Below are 15115 nucleotides of genomic sequence, written 5' to 3'. Positions count from 1 at the left end.
GGATGCTAGGCCCGCTTCTTTCAGACCATCCGATCGTTGGTCTCGTTGTGCCGTTGACTGATGCGCAGTGGGCGCGGCTTGAGCCGTTGTTGCCGGATCGGGCACCGAAGCGGGGCGGTCGTTGGCGTGATCACCGTGAGGTGATCGACGCGATCGCCTGGAAGTTTCAGACCGGCTCGCAATGGGTGCACTTGCCAGAGAAGTACGGCTCGTGGAAGGGCGCCTACAACCGGTTGCGGAACTGGGCGATCGACGGGACCTGGGAGGAGCGGGTCTTCACCTCGCTGCTGGCTCAGGCTGACGCCGATGAAGACCTGGACTGGGTCGTGGCAGTGGACTCCAGCGTCGTCCGTGCCCACCAGCACGCTGCCGGGGCCCGTAAAAAGGGGCCCTGCCCGGCGAGCCGCACGACCATGTCCTTGGACGGTCCCGTGGTGGACTGACCACCAAGGTCCATCTCGCTGCGGACGGCCGGTGCCGGCCCTTGGCCTTCGTCCTCACGCCGGGGCAGGCTGGAGACGCACCGGCCTTCACATCCGTCATGGCGGCTCTGCGAGTTCCCCGGGCCTTCGGCCGTCCGCGCACCCGGCCGGACACGGTTCTTGCTGACAAGGCTTACTCCTCCCGCGCCATCCGTGACCATCTGCGCAGGCGCAAGATCCGGGTGGTGATTCCCGTGCCGGCTGACCAGCGTGCCCACCGGCAGCGACGCGGAAGCCACGGCGGCAGGCCACCTGCCTTCGACCGCGAGGTTTACAAGCAGCGCAATACGGTCGAGCGGTGCATCAACCGCCTCAAGCAGTGGCGCGGCCTGGCGACCCGCTACGAGAAGACTGCCGCTGTCTACCTCGCCGGACTCCACCTCGCAGGCATCTTCATCTGGTCGGATCGGTGATCCGAGAGAGAAGCCCTAGGTCCTAGGCGCCGGTCGCGCCGTCGAGCAGCTCGCGCAGGATGTCCAGGTGACCGTTGTGACGGGCCGTCTCCTCGGTGAGGTGGAGGAGGATCCAGCGCAGGTCGACGTGGAGGCCGTCGCGGACAGCTCGCTGGGCTCGGGTGTCCAGGCCGTGGGCCGCGACCAGTTCGCGGTAACGGGCGCTCTGTTCGGCGTATTCGTCGAGCAACTGCGCGAGCGGGAAATCGACGGCGATGCGCATCTCGCGGTCGGGGTCCTCATCGGTCCAGGGTCCCTCGTCCTCCTCTCCGAGGAAGACGACCTGGAGCCAGTAGTACTCGACCCAGCGGAGGTGGTTGATCAGTCCGCTCATGGTCATCAGAGGTGAGCCCGGCAGGAGCGCCTTGTGGGCGTTCTCCTCGGAGACGCCTTGGCATTTGGCGCGAGCGGTGTCACGTACGTAGTCGAGAAACGTGGTGAGTTGAGTGCGCTCGTCCCACGCGCAGGGTGTGTCGTCGGTTCTGGTCATCGAACGAAGCGTCCCCGATCACCGCGGCCGGTGTCGAGGCAATATCGACGGGGCCGCCCATCCCGCGCCGGGGCCGGGAGGTGGAACGCGATGTCCGGCCCGAGTCCGCGCTGTTGCTTCCGCCTGCTCCCTGCACCCCGTTCCTCGCAGCGCCGACGCACGGTGCCCTCTCCCCGCTCCTTCGGGTCGCTCCGATGAACTGCGATACGTTGCTGTCATGACCGGACTCGGAGCGCTCCCCTGGCCACCGCTCCCGATAAGGACCGAACGGCTCGTGCTACGCCGGTCCGAGGCACGGGACCGTGCGGCATTCATCGAGCTGTTCTCATCGCCCGAGGTGGGCGCCTACGTCGGTGGCCCTCGACCGCGTGACGAGCTCGAGCGCGCGGTTCCGGAGACACCCGGACGGCGCCCCGGCCTTTTCGTGATCGATGTCGACGGCGCGATGATCGGCATGATCACGCTCGATCGGCGCGACGCGGGGCGTCAGGGTCGTATCCGTCCGGACGGCGGAGAGACGGAGCTCGGCTACATGGTCCTGCCGGAGGCGTGGGGATTCGGGTACGCCGCCGAAGCGTGCACGACCGCGCTCGACTGGTTCCGCAACGCGCTTCCCGGCGAGCCCGTGGTCCTCTGTACCCAGACCGCCAACGACCGCGCCATGCGCCTCGCGGCGAAGCTGGGGTTCACCGAGGTGGAGCGGTTCGAGGAGTACGGCGCCGAGCAGTGGTTCGGCGTGTGGTCACCGGTCACGGCGACCGGTTGAGTTCCGGCGGAGCGCTGGAACTGTGGGAGCTGCCGTCGGTTCCGCCTCGCGCCGAGGCCTGCTGAGGCCGACGGCCGACTGTCCCGTGACGGTCGGCCGTCACCCGGCGGCGGTGTGCACGCCCCGGATGTTGCGGATGTACCGGTCGAAGCGCGTGCCGTCCTTGTCGTACGTCGGCATGCCTGGGGTGAAACCTGCCCGCGTTGCGACTGCGGCCGATGCGGGATTGTCCGGCTCCACCTGGATCACCGCCTCCGTACCGCCTTCACTCGCCGCGTACCGGGACGCCAACAGGACCGCGCGGGTGGCCAGTCCACGCCCCCGCCAGGACGGATAAAGGCCGTACGCGACGTTCACCTGGCCGGGAGCCAGGCCTTCTCCGGCGAGCCGCAAGTCGAGCGTCCCCGCAAGCACTTCATCGGCACCCGTCCTGATGCCGAACGCACGCAGTGGGCCGGCGTTGTCCCACTGCTCCCGGCAGTGCCGGAAGTACCCTTCGGTGCCCTCCCGCGTGCCGGGGCCGCCGTTGAGCCAGCGAACGAGCAGGTCGTCCTCCCCCTCCAGGTGCGCTTCCACATCGTCCAGGCGCAGCGGGGACAGGGTGATGGTCCCGTCGGACAGTTTCACTTCATGCATCCGGTGATTCTTGACGCCGGAGCCGTGCCGCACCATCGAATTCTGTCCCCCGCCGGAACCCTGGAGTGAATCCGGGCGAGGGGGGGCGGAATGGCGGAATACCGGCTCACAGGCTGCGGATGGCCTCAGCCAGGTCGGGGCCGTACGAGGCCCAGCAGACCACCGATCCGTCCGTGTCGAGGCGGCCCATCAGCCACTCGCCGTCGTCGAGCACAAGGCACAGGTCGTGAAACCCGAGGATCACTTCGGGATGGAGCTCCACGTATGCGTGCCGGTCGGCCGTCTCGATGACGACCAGCCGGTCGGTGGAGAGCGGGTTGGCAGTTCGGTCGTGCGAGAGCGAGCGGATCTGCTCGATCGTCCATCCGGCGGGGAGATGCGTAGTCACCGTCGCATGCTCTCAACCGGTCGTGCCGCACGGCCAATCAGCGACGCCCACGGCTCACCGACCCGGTCGGTCCAAGCCCTCGCCCCGACCCTCGCCCCGACTGCGTACGGTGACACCTTCGAGTGATCACTGTGCGCAGACCCTTCCCAACCACCCGCTCCGGAAACAGTCTTGACCCTCCCCCCTCATTCACGGAGGCGCATACGATGACCAGCGAGGACAGCGAAAAACAGGCGGACGAGGAAATCGACTTCGCGTGGGAGGGCGACAACCGCTGGGAGGCCGCGAAGTACATCACGCTGCGCCACATGGCCCGGCGCCTTCCGCATCTGATGAAACGCTCCCTGTCGATCGCGTGGCGCGTCGACCGGGCGTCTGTGACCGGACTGCTGGCCTGTCAGGTCGTCTCCGGAGTCGCGGCGGCCCTGGGGCTGTTCGCGACCACCTCGACGATCACCGCACTCATCTCCTCCGGGAACATCACCGACCGGCTGTGGGAGGCGTGGCCGTCCGTCGCGGTGCTCGCCGCGGCCGCCGGCGTCCGGGCCACCCTCTACATCGCCGTCACGTGGCTGACGTCCCGCATCGCACCGCTGCTCCAGCAGGAGTACGAACTGATGCTTCTCGACGCGGCCACCGGCAGCGAACTCGCCGCCTACGACAGTCCCGGTTTCAAGGACCGCTGGGACAACGCCGAGCGCGGCGCCGTCGTCTCCAAGGACATCATCGAAGAGGGCCAGGACCTCCTCGCGGCGCTCGCCACGCTCCTCGCCGGTGCCGTCGTCCTCGGAACCCTGCACCCCCTGCTGCTGCCCTTCCTGGTCCTCGCCAGCCTCCCCCAGGGCATCGCCCAGGTCCACAGCGCCCGCGTCACCTACATCGCCGCCGTCAAGATGACCGGCCACGGCCGCATGATCGGTGTGCTGCGCTGGCACCTCGCAGACCGGCACTCCGCCGACCAGATCCGTGCGGGCACCATGGCCCCCTTCCTCCTCGGCAGACACCGGCGCCTCACCCACCGGGTCACCGCCGTCCACCGCCAGGCCGTCACCGAAGGCGCCCGTATGGCCTTCCTCGGTGCCCTCGGCGGCGGGCTGGCCTCCGCGATCGTCTGGGGCGTTCTGGTCGCCCTCCTCGCCACGGGCCATCTCACCGTCGCCGCCGCCGGAACGGCCGTCCTCGCCCTGCGCACCGTCACCGGCTCCGTCCAGAGCGTCGTCCGCAACGCCGCCATGATCTTCCGCACCGGCATGTACATGGACGACTGGTCGAAGTTTCTGGAGGAGACCGGCGGTTACCGCCTCGCCGCCGGCACCGTCACTCCCCGCGCCCCGAGGGAGATCCGTACCGAGAACCTCGTCTACCGCTACGAGGGCGCCACCAAGAACGCCCTCGACGGCATCGACTTCACCGTTCGCACCGGCGAGATCGTCGCCCTGGTCGGCGAGAACGGGTCCGGCAAGAGCACCCTCTCCAAGCTGCTCACCCGCCTCCACCTCCCCACCTCGGGCACCGTCACCTGGGACGGCCGTCCCACCACGGCACTCGACCCGCACGCGGCCTGGAAGCACGTCTCACTCGTACCGCAGGACTTCTCCTGCTGGCCGATGACCGCCCGCGACAACATCACCCTCGGCCAGCCCCACAGCGACGACGAGAAGGACATCTGGGAGGCCGCCGCCGCGGCCGGTGCCGACGAAGTCGTCAAGGAACTACGGGCCGGCCTGTCCACCCTGCTGGCCCGCGAGTGGCTGGGCGGCGCCGAACTCTCCGGCGGCCAGTGGCAACGCATTGCCCTCGCCAGGGCCTTCTACCGCCCCTCCGCGCTCCTCGTCCTCGACGAGCCCACCTCTGCCCTCGATCCCCGTGCCGAACACCGCATCTTCAGCAACCTGCGCCGGGCGGCTCGCGACCGTGCCGTGGTCCTGGTCACCCACCGCCTCGCGAACGTCGCCGTCGCGGACCGCATCGTCGTCCTCGACCACGGCCGCGTCGTCCAGGAAGGCACTTTCGGCGAACTGTCAAAGGCCGATGGGCTCTTCCGCGAACTCCTCGAACTGCAGAATGACCGGACCATCCCCGGCCAGCGCACAGCGAAGGAGACCACCACATGACCCCCAGCTCCGCCTCCGCCTCCACATCCGCCCCCACCCCAGCCCACGCTCCCACCCGCATCCGCAACTCCGCCAAGGCCGTCGTCCTCCACGAGAGCAACGTGCTCCTGACCCGGAACATATGGAACGGACGGGAAGGTCACTTCCTCCCGGGAGGAGGCCAGGAACCCGGCGAGCTCCTTCCGGACACCGTTCGCCGGGAGGTGCGTGAGGAGACCGGCCTCACCGTGAACGTCGGCCGGCTGCTGTGGGTCCTGGAAGCGTGGATCCGCGACCGTGAGCCGGTGACGGAGAACTACCACCGCGTCGAGATCGTCTTCCTGTGCACCGTGGACGGCAGCCCCGATCTCGTCGGAGGAGCCCAGCAGGACACCGGTCAGATCGGCCTTGAATGGGTGCCCCTCGACAAGGCCGTCACCCTGGAAACCCTCTCCTCCCGCTACCGCGACAACCTCGCCGCCCTCACCGCCCTCACCGCCCCCGGGGACAGCAGCATCACGACCGCGTCCTACCTGGAGTGGTAGTTCGCCGCCACCCGAACAGTCGTGGCGCCGAGCGGAGGGCCCATCCGTTCCGGAAGGCCCTCCGCTCCGCTGTCTCCGGCAGGACCGGCAGGACCGGCTCTCGGCACGTACGGGCGTAAGCGACCCCGGGACGGCCTCGCCCTCCCCTTGGTGCCTCCGATCCGCCGCGCGGCATGCGCAGAATGGGAGCTCTCGCCGGCCCTTGCCCTACCGAAAGCGACTGCCGTGAATCGTCTGCCCGCGGACCCGACCGCGCTCCACCCGTTTCCCGACCAGCCGCGCGTGGTGCTGCTCAAGCCTCTGCTGACCTCGCCGCTGATCGAGGCCGGGGAGTATTCCTACTACGACGACCCGGACGACGCGACCGCGTTCGAGACCCGGAACGTCCTCTACCACTACGGCCCCGAGAAGCTGGTCATCGGCAAGTTCTGTGCCCTGGGTACAGGGGTGCGGTTCATCATGAACGGGGCCAACCACCGCATGGACGGGCCCTCCACGTTCCCTTTCCCCATCATGGGCGGTTCCTGGTCCGAGCACTTCGACCTGCTCACCGAGCTGCCCGCCAGGGGGGACACCGTCGTCGGCAATGACGTCTGGTTCGGCTACGGCACCATGGTCATGCCCGGAGTGCGCATCGGGCACGGCTCCATCATCGCCTCCGGTGCCGTGGTCGTCGACGACGTCCCCGACTACGGCATCGTCGGCGGCAATCCGGCCAGGCTCATCCGTACCCGCTACGGCGACGACGACATCGCCCGCCTGCTCGCGATCGCCTGGTGGGACTGGCCGGCAGAGCATCTCACCGAACACATCCGGACCGTCATGTCCGGCACAGTCGACGAACTCGAGCGGGCCGCACCCCGCCCTTGAGCCGGTACTCACTTGCGCACAGCCCGCCGCGCGTACCGGACGGCTCTCATCCGCGCATTCCCCGGCACAGGCACTCGGTGAGGCGGGTGGCCAGTGTCCCATCGGGATCGAGGCGGGGGTTGAAGATCGTGACATCGAGGCCGACGGCTCGTTCGTCGGCCAGCGCGATCGCCAGTACGCTCTCCAGTTCCAGCCAGGTCAGCCCACCGGGGATGCGGTAGTCGACCGCCGGCATGAGGTCGTCGTCGAGAACGTCGACGTCGACGTGCACCCAGAACCCGGCACTCCCCTCGCCCCCGAGGTGACCGATCGCTTCGCGCACCGCCGCGGCGGCGCCGATCGCACGCACACCGTCCAGGTCGATGGTGTGCAGCCGTGGTGGCAGCGGCTGCATTCCGGCCCGGGCGGATTCGGCGGCGTCGCGGAATCCGAACGCGACGACGTCCTCGTCGCGCAGCAGTGGCCCGCGGCCTTCGAGGTCGGTGAGCAGTCGGGGGCCGCGGCCCGTGGCCAGGGCGAGTTCCATCGAGGCCGCCTCGCCGGTCGGCTCCGCCGCCGGCTGGTAGAAGTCGGTGTGGCCGTCGAGGAACAGCAGGCCGTACCGGCCCCGGCGGCGCAGGCAGAGGAGGTTGCCGAGCAGGATGCTGCAGTCGCCGCCGAGGACCACGGGGAAGAGGCCACGGTCCAAGGCGGTGCCGACGGCGTCGGCCAGGCTCGCGGCATACCGCGCGATGCCGTGCGGGTTAAGGATCCCCGTCGTCTCGTCCCGCCTCGGGTCGTACGCCGATGCCTCGACCCGGCCGGCCCGCACCGCCCCCAGTTGCTCGGCCAGACCGGCGTCGAGGAGAGCTCCAGGCATGTCCTGGACACCCGAGGGCCGCAGCCCGAGCACGGACGGCGCCTCGATGATCGCCGGCTTCCGCACGTCCGCATCCCTTCGTCGTCACCCGTATGAACCGTCGTGGTCGGCCTGCGTCCGCCCTGACGACCTCATACTCCTCAGAACGGACGGTGTGCAGCGTCGGCCCTCGGCCTCCCCGCAGATCTGTACCGGATCCGGTGCGTGTGGATGGCGCCGACCGGGTCGGTCCGCGTGTCCACTGCCGAGTGCGTCCTGCTTCGCCCCCGCGAAGGACCCGGACCTGCTCCTGGTCCGCCTGGACAGGACCAAGGACCGGCATCCCGGGCTGTCCCGTCCTCAGATGACGTCCGCGGTCGGTGCCGCGCGCTGAGGTCCGGTGTCCGGTCCGGTGTCCGGTCCGGTGTCCGGTCCGTCGGCCGTGAGCGGGGCCGCTGTCACCAGATCGGTGCGCCACATCACGATCTGGGTCGTGCCGGACCCGTACCAGCCGGTGCCGAGGCCGAAGGACAGTCGCGGGTCCTCGCCGGTCCACCAGGTGAGCCGGGCCGCGTCCTGGGAACTGACGCTGTAGGGCGCGGAGGTGATGGCGGCAGGTTTTCCCCGCCGGGTCCAGGCAAGCAGGTGGTCGAGCCAGTCGTGGTCCGGGCCGCTGCCGCCGTACTGAGTGCACGCCCATGGCCGGCAGCGGCTGCTGCGCTGCCGCTGCAGCCAGCGTGGGCAGCAGCCGAACTGGCTGTGCCGGAGCCCGAGGGACTCGGCCCAGGTGGTGATCTGCTCCTGGGCGGCCCGCCGTTGCGCGAGTGCCGCCTCGTACCGGGCGAGGGCCTCGTCCGTCCTCGTCCGGGGAGGGGCGGGCGGCTGCATCCCGTAGGGCCAGCGCACGCGTCCCGATTCCCTGCCGAAGACGGCGGCGGCCCGATCGGCCAGGGGCCGTACGACGGGAGGGCGAACCGCCACCGCCGCCTCGGCCCGTGCCGATCGCGGTGCCGACGCCGGGTTCAGGGAGTCGTATCGCCGGCCGGGTACCCGGGCGTCGGGCAGGGGGGCCTTGCCGACGTCGCGGTGGTAGTGCCGGATCGCGGCGTCCAGCCGCGGGGCGTGCATCCGCCTGGTCTCATCGTCGACGCCGGCGTGGTCCGCCCGGGCGAGTCGGGCGTTCTTCCGGGGCGCGATACAGGGCTCGCCGGGGCCCGCTCCACAGCGGGGGCAGCCCCGGGCGAAGGCGTACTCGGACAACGGGGGAAACCAGGTGGTCACGCTCCGACCATAGAGGTGCGAACCCGGTGGAATCGCGCACAGACGCGCGGGAAGAATCCGCCGACTCCGGCACGCACGCACATACTCGTGCGCCGAAGCCGGATGGGGTGTTCGGTGGCCGCGGGCGGCACAGCCCCGCCCATTCCAGCTCAGTCCAGCTCAGTCCAGCTGGAGCATGGAGGCGGCGGCGCACACCGCCAGCGCGAGCACACAGGCGATGCGCCACGCCGCCGTACGTCCACCCGGTGCCTTCAGCAGTGCCGCGATCGTGGCCGCGGCGCCGCCCACTTGCCAGTAGGTGGCGGCGTTGACCGCGTCGGTCACTCCGCTCCGGCAGGCCAAGTCCGCGCAGGCGTTGGACGCTGCCGTGAAGTGCGGCAAGTACCGGATGTACACCGCTACCTGCCCGAGGAGGAGCGCGGTCACGACCAGCGCCCACCTCCGGTCGACGCGTGCCATGCCGCTCTCGGATGCCATGGACCGCACCCCAACTCAGCTCTGCGCCCAGACCGCCGAGCCCTTTCGGCGGGCAGCACACGTCAACTGGGCTGCTGAGAAGCCTCCTGGGAGCCGAGCGGGGCGGCACGGCGGCGCGTCTCCTCCAGGTGCAGGGCGAGGTAGCGGGCGAGGGTGAGCGCGTCCTGGGGAGCATCGGCCTGGAAGCTGACGCGGCGGAGCAGGCTGACGCTGTCGAGTACGACGCCCTCGCGGGCGAGTACGAAGAGCAGTACGAGGAAGGCCGCCCGGGCATTGCCGTCGTCGAAGGGATGGAAGAAGCAGACGTCGCAGTAGGCGCGGGCGGCGCGGGCCGTCAGAGGGAGTGGCCGGGTCTCGTCGTGTGTCGCCTCGGCCAGGCAGGCGTCGAAGCGGGCGCGTGTGTCCGGGCCGATGCCGTAGCGCTCCCGGGCTCCCTTGGCGAAGGCGGGCAGGTTCCGGAACGCCGGCGGCCCGGGAGTTCCCAGGACGTGCTGCTGCCAGCGGCTGAGCAGTTCGAAGTCGAGGGCGGCGCCATCTGCCGCATCGGCGCGCAGCAGTTCCAGGGCCGAGAGGAGGCCCTCCGCGCGGGCGGGGTCCACGGCCCCGTCGAAGGCGCGGATGTCCTCGGCCGCCCCGTCGCGTGACGGGGTGACCGGGCCGGCTTCGCCACCCGTCGGGGCTTCCTGCCACGGCACGGTTTCGCGCACCGCGAGCCATGTCTGCAGGTGATCCGGTACCGGTTCGGTGGGCCGTGCGCCGATTTCCGGCCTCAGTGAGTCCGTGAGCCGCTCGGCGACGCTGTCGACCAGCAGCACGTCGGGGCCGGTCCAGCTCTCGAACCGGCCGCCGACCGCCTTGGCGACCAGGTCCCGCGCGACGGCGGCTTCGACTCCCCAGCGGCTGAGGAACCACGTGAGGACCTGGTAGCAGTGTCCGTACCAGCCGCTGCCGCAGCCGGTGCGGTCGACGACCTGGAGGATCAGGATCCGGGCGGCGTTCTCCCACAGGATCCGCTGGTCCTCGACGGAATTCAGTTCCAGCGGGTACCGCTCGAACCAGCCGGCGAGGCTCTCCAGCCATCCGCGCCATTCGCAGAGCGCCGCTACGACGCGGTCGAGCGTCTCCTCGGAGGTGGTGATCGAGTGGAGGGGACAGCACCAGTTGCCGACCGGGCCTCCGTCGAAGTCGCCTTCGTCGTGTGCCCAACGCCAGCCCACGGCCCAGCTCCCGTAGCGCTCGGCCAGCGCGAAGGACATGGCATCGGCCCACGTCTTCGCCTCCGCCCGGCTCCAGGCGTTCAGCGCCGGGTCGGCGCGGGGGACGTCGGGGCGGCATGGCACGCGCCCGGCCGGCCCCAGCGACCGCACCACCTGCGCCGCCGCGGCACTGTCGAAGGGGTGGCGGTCGGGATCCACGTCGTCCCAGGTCAGGTAGGCAGGAGCCAGCTCGACTATCACCGGGCAAGCCTGCCGTTCTACGGGCAGCGCTTCAACCGGATTACGTCCGGGGTTGCCGCCTCGGCGCCCGGCCCGACGGGGCTGGCCTCAGCGGGAGTTGGAGAGGGCGGGAGGGTGCGGGAGGGATGCGGGACCCGTGGTTCCTGCGCGGTGTCAGTCGTGCGGGGCCTCGCCTGTCACCCGGTGGTCGGCATGGCTCAGGGCTTCGAGAACCAGGCGCCGCAGGTGCCCGTCGCTCAGCCGGTAGAAGACGAACCGGCCCTCCTTGCGTCCCTCCACCAGGCCGGCCAGACGCAGCTTGGCCAGGTGCTGGCTCACCGCGGTCCGCGAGGCGGTGCACCGTTCGGCGAGGGAGCCCACGTCGGACTCCTCCAGGGCCAGCAGCCACAGCAGGTGCAGACGGGTGGCGTCGGAGAGGAGCGCGAAAACCCCGGCCGCCTCGGCCAGGCGGGCATCGTCCGGCGTGCGCAGGTGCGGATGCGTGGCAACTGGGGCGGGTTCGCTCATGGGCATGAGGACAGCGTAGGCCTACCGGCTCAGCGGCCCTGCGGACCGCCCGGCCCTGCGGAGCGTGCGGAGGTCCGACCGTCCTGCCGCTGGCCGCTGGCCGCCTACTGCCTGCCGTCCTGCGCGGATACGAACCATCCATCATGTGCGCACGTGCGCACATGATGTCGTATGTTGGAGGGGTCAGGCTCCGTCCGCGAAGGGTTCCCGCATGATTTCCGTGCTGCGCAACCGCACCTACCGCCGCCTGTTCACCGCCCAGGTCATCGCCCTGACCGGAACCGGACTGGCCACCGTCGCCCTGGGCCTGCTCGCGTACGACATCGCGGGGGCCCGGGCGGGCTCCGTGCTGGGCACGGCCCTGGCCATCAAGATGGCGGCCTACGTGGCGATCGCTCCGGCGATCGGCGCCGTCGCGGACCGCCTGCCCCGCCGCACCCTGATGGCCGGGGCCGACCTGATCCGGGCGGCGGTCGCCCTGACCCTGCCGTTCGTCGACCAGATCTGGCAGGTCTACGTCCTGATCTTCGCGCTCCAGGCCGCCTCGGCCGCCTTCACGCCCACCTTCCAGGCCGTGATCCCCGATGTCCTGCCCGAGGAACGCGACTACACCCGCGCCCTGTCGCTCTCCCGCCTCGCCAACGACATGGAGAGCCTCTTCAGCCCGGCGCTGGCCGCCGCCCTGCTCGCCTTCATGAGCTACAACTGGCTGTTCCTGGGCACGATGGGCGGCTTTGTCGCCTCCGCCGTACTCGTGGTCTCCGCGGTCCTGCCGAAGCCGGACCGGCCCTCCGCCCGCACGAAGGACGGAGTACGTCCGAAGGCGGCCACCGCCGGCGCCCGCCTGTTCTTCGCCACGCCGAGCCTGCGCGCCCTGCTGTCCCTGAACCTGGCCGTCGCCGCCGCCGGCGCCGTGGTCACCGTCAACACCGTCGTCTACGTACGCGACCACCTCGGGCGGACCACGGGCGACGTCGCCCTCGCCCTCGGCGCGTACGGAGCGGGCTCGATGCTCGTCGCGCTCCTGCTCCCCCGCGTCCTGGCCCGGGTCGAGGACCGTACGGTGATGCTCCGAGGCGCACTCCTGCTGACGGTCGTGTTCGGCGCCCTCGGCGCCGTCACGGCAGCCGGCAGCGGCGGCTGGCGCTGGCCCGCGCTGCTCGCCGTGTGGGCGGCCTTCGGCGCCGCATGCTCGACGGTCCTCACCCCGACCGGCCGGCTCATCCGCCGCGTGGCCCCGCCCGAGGGCCGTACGTCGGCATTCGCCGCGCAGTTCTCGCTGTCGCACGCCTGCTGGTTGCTGACCTATCCGCTCGCCGGCTGGCTGGGGGCGACCGCCGGACTCCGGGCCGCTGTGATCGCCCTGGGCGCGATCGCGTCCGGCGCGGCGGTCCTGGCCGTACGACTGTGGCCGTCGGGCGACGGCGGCGAGCGACCGCACGTCCACTCGGGTCTGACCCCCGGCCACCCCCACCTGGCCGGGGCGGCACAGGTGTCCGGCGGCTGGAGGCACCGCCACCGTCCGGTCGCGGACCGCCTGCACGCGCACTGCCCGGCGGGCACGAGCGGGCCCCTCGGCTGAGCCGTCCGCCGCGGACATCGATCCGATCCGCCCACTTGGACGATCCACCACAAGCGGGCAGGCGGCACTGGACCGGTTCGTGCAACGGTCCAGTTGCCCAGGAGATCCGGATCTTGATTGACTGGCGCACGCCCCCCTCACAGCCTGCGCGCAGGCGTGAGCGGGGCCTTCCGTTGTCCGCCGACCGTGCCGGGAAACCTCCCTCGTGAACCGTGATTCCGTCCTGCCCCGCCGGACGACCACCGGCCCTGAGCTGCCTGCGACAGAGCAGGGGAATGAGCGTGGGGACGGGCCCGGGAACGGCAAGGGTGACGGGCAAGGGCATGGGCGTGGCCGCGGGCGCGGGCGCGGGCAGCGGAAATCCGTCCGGCCGACCGCGGTCGCAGCCCTGCACAGCGTCAGCGGGTTCACCGCGGCCCTGCTGGGACTCGTAGCCATCGGGGCGATGATCCACGAACCGGTCCTCATACCCTCGCTGGCCGCCAGTGCCGCGGTTCTCCACAGCACCCCCACCCTGCCCACGGCCCAGCCCCGCAGCGTCATCGTCGGGCATCTCCTCGGCGCCGCGGCCGGGTACGCGGCCCTCGCGCTGTCACACAGCAGTCCCTGGACCGCGGCGCTCGCCGGCGGAGCCACCCTCGCCGCGACGACCCTCGCCCGCAGCCCGCACTCCCCCGCGTGCGCCACCTCCGTCATCGTCGTACTCCAGACTCCGGCCCCCGCCCGGTTCGTCCCCCTGCTGCTCGGCGCCACCACGGTCCTCACCCTGGCGGGCATGGCCGCCTCCCGCGTCCGGCGCGGAGCGCCGCGCTACCCCGTCTACTGGTGGTAGCGGCTCCCGGTTCCTGAGCGACACGCCCCAGGAGGTTGTCGCCGCGCACCCGCTCGCGAAGGCGTGGCCGTGGAAATCTGGATCGACCCGGACTGCTCGCAGCACAGCTCCGCCCGGACCGGCACTGCGCGAACCACCGAGTGAAGGAAACGACCGCCATGACCACGAACAGCGCCTACGTCATCGTCGGAGCAGGACTGGGCGGGGCGAAAGCCGCGCAGACCCTGCGCGAGGAGGGTTACGACGGCCCTCTCGTCCTCATCGGAGCGGAACAGGAACGTCCCTACGAGCGTCCGCCGCTGTCCAAGGGCTATCTGCTGGGAACCCAGGAGCGCGAGGCGGTCTACGTCCATCCGCAGCAGTGGTACTCCGAGCACGACGTCGACCTGCGCCTGGGGGCGACGGCCACGGCCCTCGACACCGCGGCCCGCCGGGTGACGCTCGCCGACGGCAGGCGGGTCGAATACAGCAGGCTGCTGCTGACCACCGGATCCTCACCTCGCCGGCTGCCCGTTCCCGGCGCCGACCTGGACGGGGTCCTGTACCTGAGGCGGCTCGCGGACAGCGACCGGCTCAAGGCGGCGTTCCGGCCCGGCGCCACGGTCGTCGTCATCGGCGCGGGCTGGATCGGCCTGGAAACCGCTGCCGCCGCCCGTGCGGCGGGTTGCGAGGTGGTGGTGCTGGAGAGCGCGGAGCTGCCGTTGCTGCGCGTACTCGGCCGTGAGGTCGCCCAGGTCTTCGCCGACCTGCACCGGGACCACGGCGTGGACCTCCGGTTCGGCGTACAGATCACCGCGATCACCGGCGACGACGGCACCGCCGACGGGATCCGGCTGGGCGACGGCACCCGTATCGCCGCGGACACCGTCGTCGTCGGCGTCGGCATCACCCCCAACACCGGCCTGGCCGAGGATGCGGGACTGACCGTCGACAACGGCATCGTCACCGACGAGCACCTGCGCACCTCCGTACCCGACGTCTACGCGGCGGGCGACGTGGCCAACGCCCACCACCCCTTCCTGGGGCGCCGGATCCGTGTCGAGCACTGGGCCAACGCCCTCAACCAGCCGCAGGCCGCGGCCCGGGCCATGCTGGGCCGGGAGGACGCCTACGACCGGCTGCCGTACTTCTTCACCGACCAGTACGACCTGGGCATGGAGTACACCGGCTACGTGGAGCCGGGCGGCTACGACCGGGTCGTCTTCCGCGGCAGCACCGCGACCCGCGAGTTCATCGCGTTCTGGCTGTCCGGGGGCCGCGTCCTTGCCGGTATGAACGTCAACGTCTGGGACGTCACCGAGCCGATCCAGGCCCTGATCCGCTCCCGCGCGGCCATCGACCCGGCGCGCCTCGCCGACCCGCAGGTGCCGCTGGAGTCGCTGCTGCCCCACTGACCGGGGCGTCCGGAGCAGGGGATCG

Annotated in this window: 16 protein-coding genes; 8 read left to right on the top strand and 8 right to left on the bottom strand. The window is 70.9% G+C overall.

Going from position 1 to position 15115, the window contains the following annotated elements:
- Nucleotides 1-2: 2 nt before the first annotated feature.
- Nucleotides 3-895 (top strand): IS5 family transposase gene (locus OG753_RS39415; protein ID WP_405792413.1). Its coding sequence is split into 2 segments (ribosomal slippage): nucleotides 3-407 and nucleotides 410-895, totalling 891 coding nucleotides; the frame shifts between segments, so codons are not numbered across the junction.
- 22 nt (nucleotides 896-917) lie between these two features.
- Here OG753_RS39415 and OG753_RS39410 read toward each other — a convergent pair.
- Nucleotides 918-1424: a DinB family protein gene (locus tag OG753_RS39410; protein WP_405792411.1), complete on the bottom strand. Its 507-nt coding sequence runs from the start codon at nucleotides 1422-1424 to the stop codon at nucleotides 918-920.
- Between the two features lie 217 nt (nucleotides 1425-1641).
- Between OG753_RS39410 and OG753_RS39405 the strand changes: the two genes are divergently transcribed.
- Nucleotides 1642-2190: a GNAT family N-acetyltransferase gene (locus OG753_RS39405; RefSeq protein WP_327266574.1), complete on the top strand. Its 549-nt coding sequence runs from the start codon at nucleotides 1642-1644 to the stop codon at nucleotides 2188-2190.
- 99 nt (nucleotides 2191-2289) lie between these two features.
- Here OG753_RS39405 and OG753_RS39400 read toward each other — a convergent pair whose 3' ends face one another.
- Complete coding sequence (locus tag OG753_RS39400) at nucleotides 2290-2862, bottom strand: GNAT family N-acetyltransferase (protein ID WP_405792409.1); 573 nt, start codon at nucleotides 2860-2862, stop codon at nucleotides 2290-2292.
- Between the two features lie 70 nt (nucleotides 2863-2932).
- Complete coding sequence (locus tag OG753_RS39395; protein WP_327266572.1) at nucleotides 2933-3214, bottom strand: hypothetical protein; 282 nt, start codon at nucleotides 3212-3214, stop codon at nucleotides 2933-2935.
- 206 nt (nucleotides 3215-3420) lie between these two features.
- Between OG753_RS39395 and OG753_RS39390 the strand changes: the two genes are divergently transcribed.
- The 3 genes from OG753_RS39390 to OG753_RS39380 all read left to right on the top strand — a co-directional run bounded on the left by OG753_RS39390 (nucleotide 3421) and on the right by OG753_RS39380 (nucleotide 6722).
- Entirely contained in the window at nucleotides 3421-5328 is a 1908-nt protein-coding gene (locus tag OG753_RS39390) for an ABC transporter ATP-binding protein (protein WP_327266571.1), read from the top strand.
- A complete protein-coding gene (locus OG753_RS39385) occupies nucleotides 5325-5852 on the top strand; it encodes an NUDIX domain-containing protein (protein ID WP_405792406.1) in 528 nt (175 codons plus the stop codon). Before OG753_RS39390 ends, OG753_RS39385 begins: the two co-directional genes overlap by 4 nt.
- Before the next feature lie 225 nt (nucleotides 5853-6077).
- Nucleotides 6078-6722, top strand: coding sequence for a CatB-related O-acetyltransferase (locus OG753_RS39380; protein WP_405792404.1), 645 nt, complete (start codon nucleotides 6078-6080; stop codon nucleotides 6720-6722).
- A gap of 46 nt (nucleotides 6723-6768) precedes the next feature.
- Here the strand turns inward: OG753_RS39380 and OG753_RS39375 are convergent, their stop codons facing one another.
- The 5 genes from OG753_RS39375 to OG753_RS39355 all read right to left on the bottom strand — a co-directional run bounded on the left by OG753_RS39375 (nucleotide 6769) and on the right by OG753_RS39355 (nucleotide 11288).
- A complete protein-coding gene (locus OG753_RS39375) occupies nucleotides 6769-7647 on the bottom strand; it encodes an arginase family protein (protein WP_327266568.1) in 879 nt (292 codons plus the stop codon).
- Between the two features lie 273 nt (nucleotides 7648-7920).
- On the bottom strand, nucleotides 7921-8841 hold the full coding sequence (locus OG753_RS39370; protein ID WP_405792402.1) for a hypothetical protein: 921 nt from the start codon (nucleotides 8839-8841) through the stop codon (nucleotides 7921-7923).
- A gap of 159 nt (nucleotides 8842-9000) precedes the next feature.
- Nucleotides 9001-9318 (bottom strand): hypothetical protein, encoded by a 318-nt coding sequence (locus tag OG753_RS39365; protein ID WP_405792400.1) that lies wholly within the window; start codon nucleotides 9316-9318, stop codon nucleotides 9001-9003.
- Nucleotides 9319-9380: 62 nt separating this feature from the next.
- The gene (locus OG753_RS39360) at nucleotides 9381-10775 is read right to left on the bottom strand and encodes a Fic family protein (protein ID WP_405792398.1); all 1395 of its coding nucleotides are present in this window, start codon (nucleotides 10773-10775) and stop codon (nucleotides 9381-9383) included.
- A 153-nt stretch (nucleotides 10776-10928) separates the two neighbouring features.
- Entirely contained in the window at nucleotides 10929-11288 is a 360-nt protein-coding gene (locus tag OG753_RS39355; protein ID WP_327266564.1) for a metalloregulator ArsR/SmtB family transcription factor, read from the bottom strand.
- A gap of 205 nt (nucleotides 11289-11493) precedes the next feature.
- On the opposite strand from OG753_RS39355, the gene OG753_RS39350 reads away from it, so the two are divergent.
- From OG753_RS39350 to OG753_RS39340, 3 genes are all read left to right on the top strand, one after another.
- Nucleotides 11494-12864, top strand: a complete 1371-nt coding sequence (locus OG753_RS39350; protein ID WP_405792396.1) for an MFS transporter — start codon at nucleotides 11494-11496, stop codon at nucleotides 12862-12864.
- Nucleotides 12865-13309: 445 nt separating this feature from the next.
- Nucleotides 13310-13696: an HPP family protein gene (locus OG753_RS39345; protein ID WP_327266562.1), complete on the top strand. Its 387-nt coding sequence runs from the start codon at nucleotides 13310-13312 to the stop codon at nucleotides 13694-13696.
- A 158-nt stretch (nucleotides 13697-13854) separates the two neighbouring features.
- Nucleotides 13855-15090 (top strand): NAD(P)/FAD-dependent oxidoreductase, encoded by a 1236-nt coding sequence (locus tag OG753_RS39340; RefSeq protein WP_405792394.1) that lies wholly within the window; start codon nucleotides 13855-13857, stop codon nucleotides 15088-15090.
- Nucleotides 15091-15115: the final 25 nt, after the last annotated feature.

Source organism: Streptomyces sp. NBC_00029, from assembly GCF_045160505.1.
Taxonomy (GTDB): Bacteria; Actinomycetota; Actinomycetes; order Streptomycetales; family Streptomycetaceae; genus Streptomyces.
Note: the sequence above shows the minus strand (reverse complement) of the source record. Positions and strands in the feature narration are given on the sequence as shown.

Coding starts and splice junctions, on each gene's coding strand:
- OG753_RS39410 (WP_405792411.1), bottom strand. CDS start 1,424: ATGACCAGAACCGACGACACACCCTGCGCGTGGGACGAGCGCACTCAA.
- OG753_RS39405 (WP_327266574.1), top strand. CDS start 1,642: ATGACCGGACTCGGAGCGCTCCCCTGGCCACCGCTCCCGATAAGGACC.
- OG753_RS39400 (WP_405792409.1), bottom strand. CDS start 2,862: ATGGTGCGGCACGGCTCCGGCGTCAAGAATCACCGGATGCATGAAGTG.
- OG753_RS39390 (WP_327266571.1), top strand. CDS start 3,421: ATGACCAGCGAGGACAGCGAAAAACAGGCGGACGAGGAAATCGACTTC.
- OG753_RS39385 (WP_405792406.1), top strand. CDS start 5,325: ATGACCCCCAGCTCCGCCTCCGCCTCCACATCCGCCCCCACCCCAGCC.
- OG753_RS39365 (WP_405792400.1), bottom strand. CDS start 9,318: ATGGCATCCGAGAGCGGCATGGCACGCGTCGACCGGAGGTGGGCGCTG.
- OG753_RS39355 (WP_327266564.1), bottom strand. CDS start 11,288: ATGCCCATGAGCGAACCCGCCCCAGTTGCCACGCATCCGCACCTGCGC.
- OG753_RS39350 (WP_405792396.1), top strand. CDS start 11,494: ATGATTTCCGTGCTGCGCAACCGCACCTACCGCCGCCTGTTCACCGCC.
- OG753_RS39345 (WP_327266562.1), top strand. CDS start 13,310: ATGATCCACGAACCGGTCCTCATACCCTCGCTGGCCGCCAGTGCCGCG.
- OG753_RS39340 (WP_405792394.1), top strand. CDS start 13,855: ATGACCACGAACAGCGCCTACGTCATCGTCGGAGCAGGACTGGGCGGG.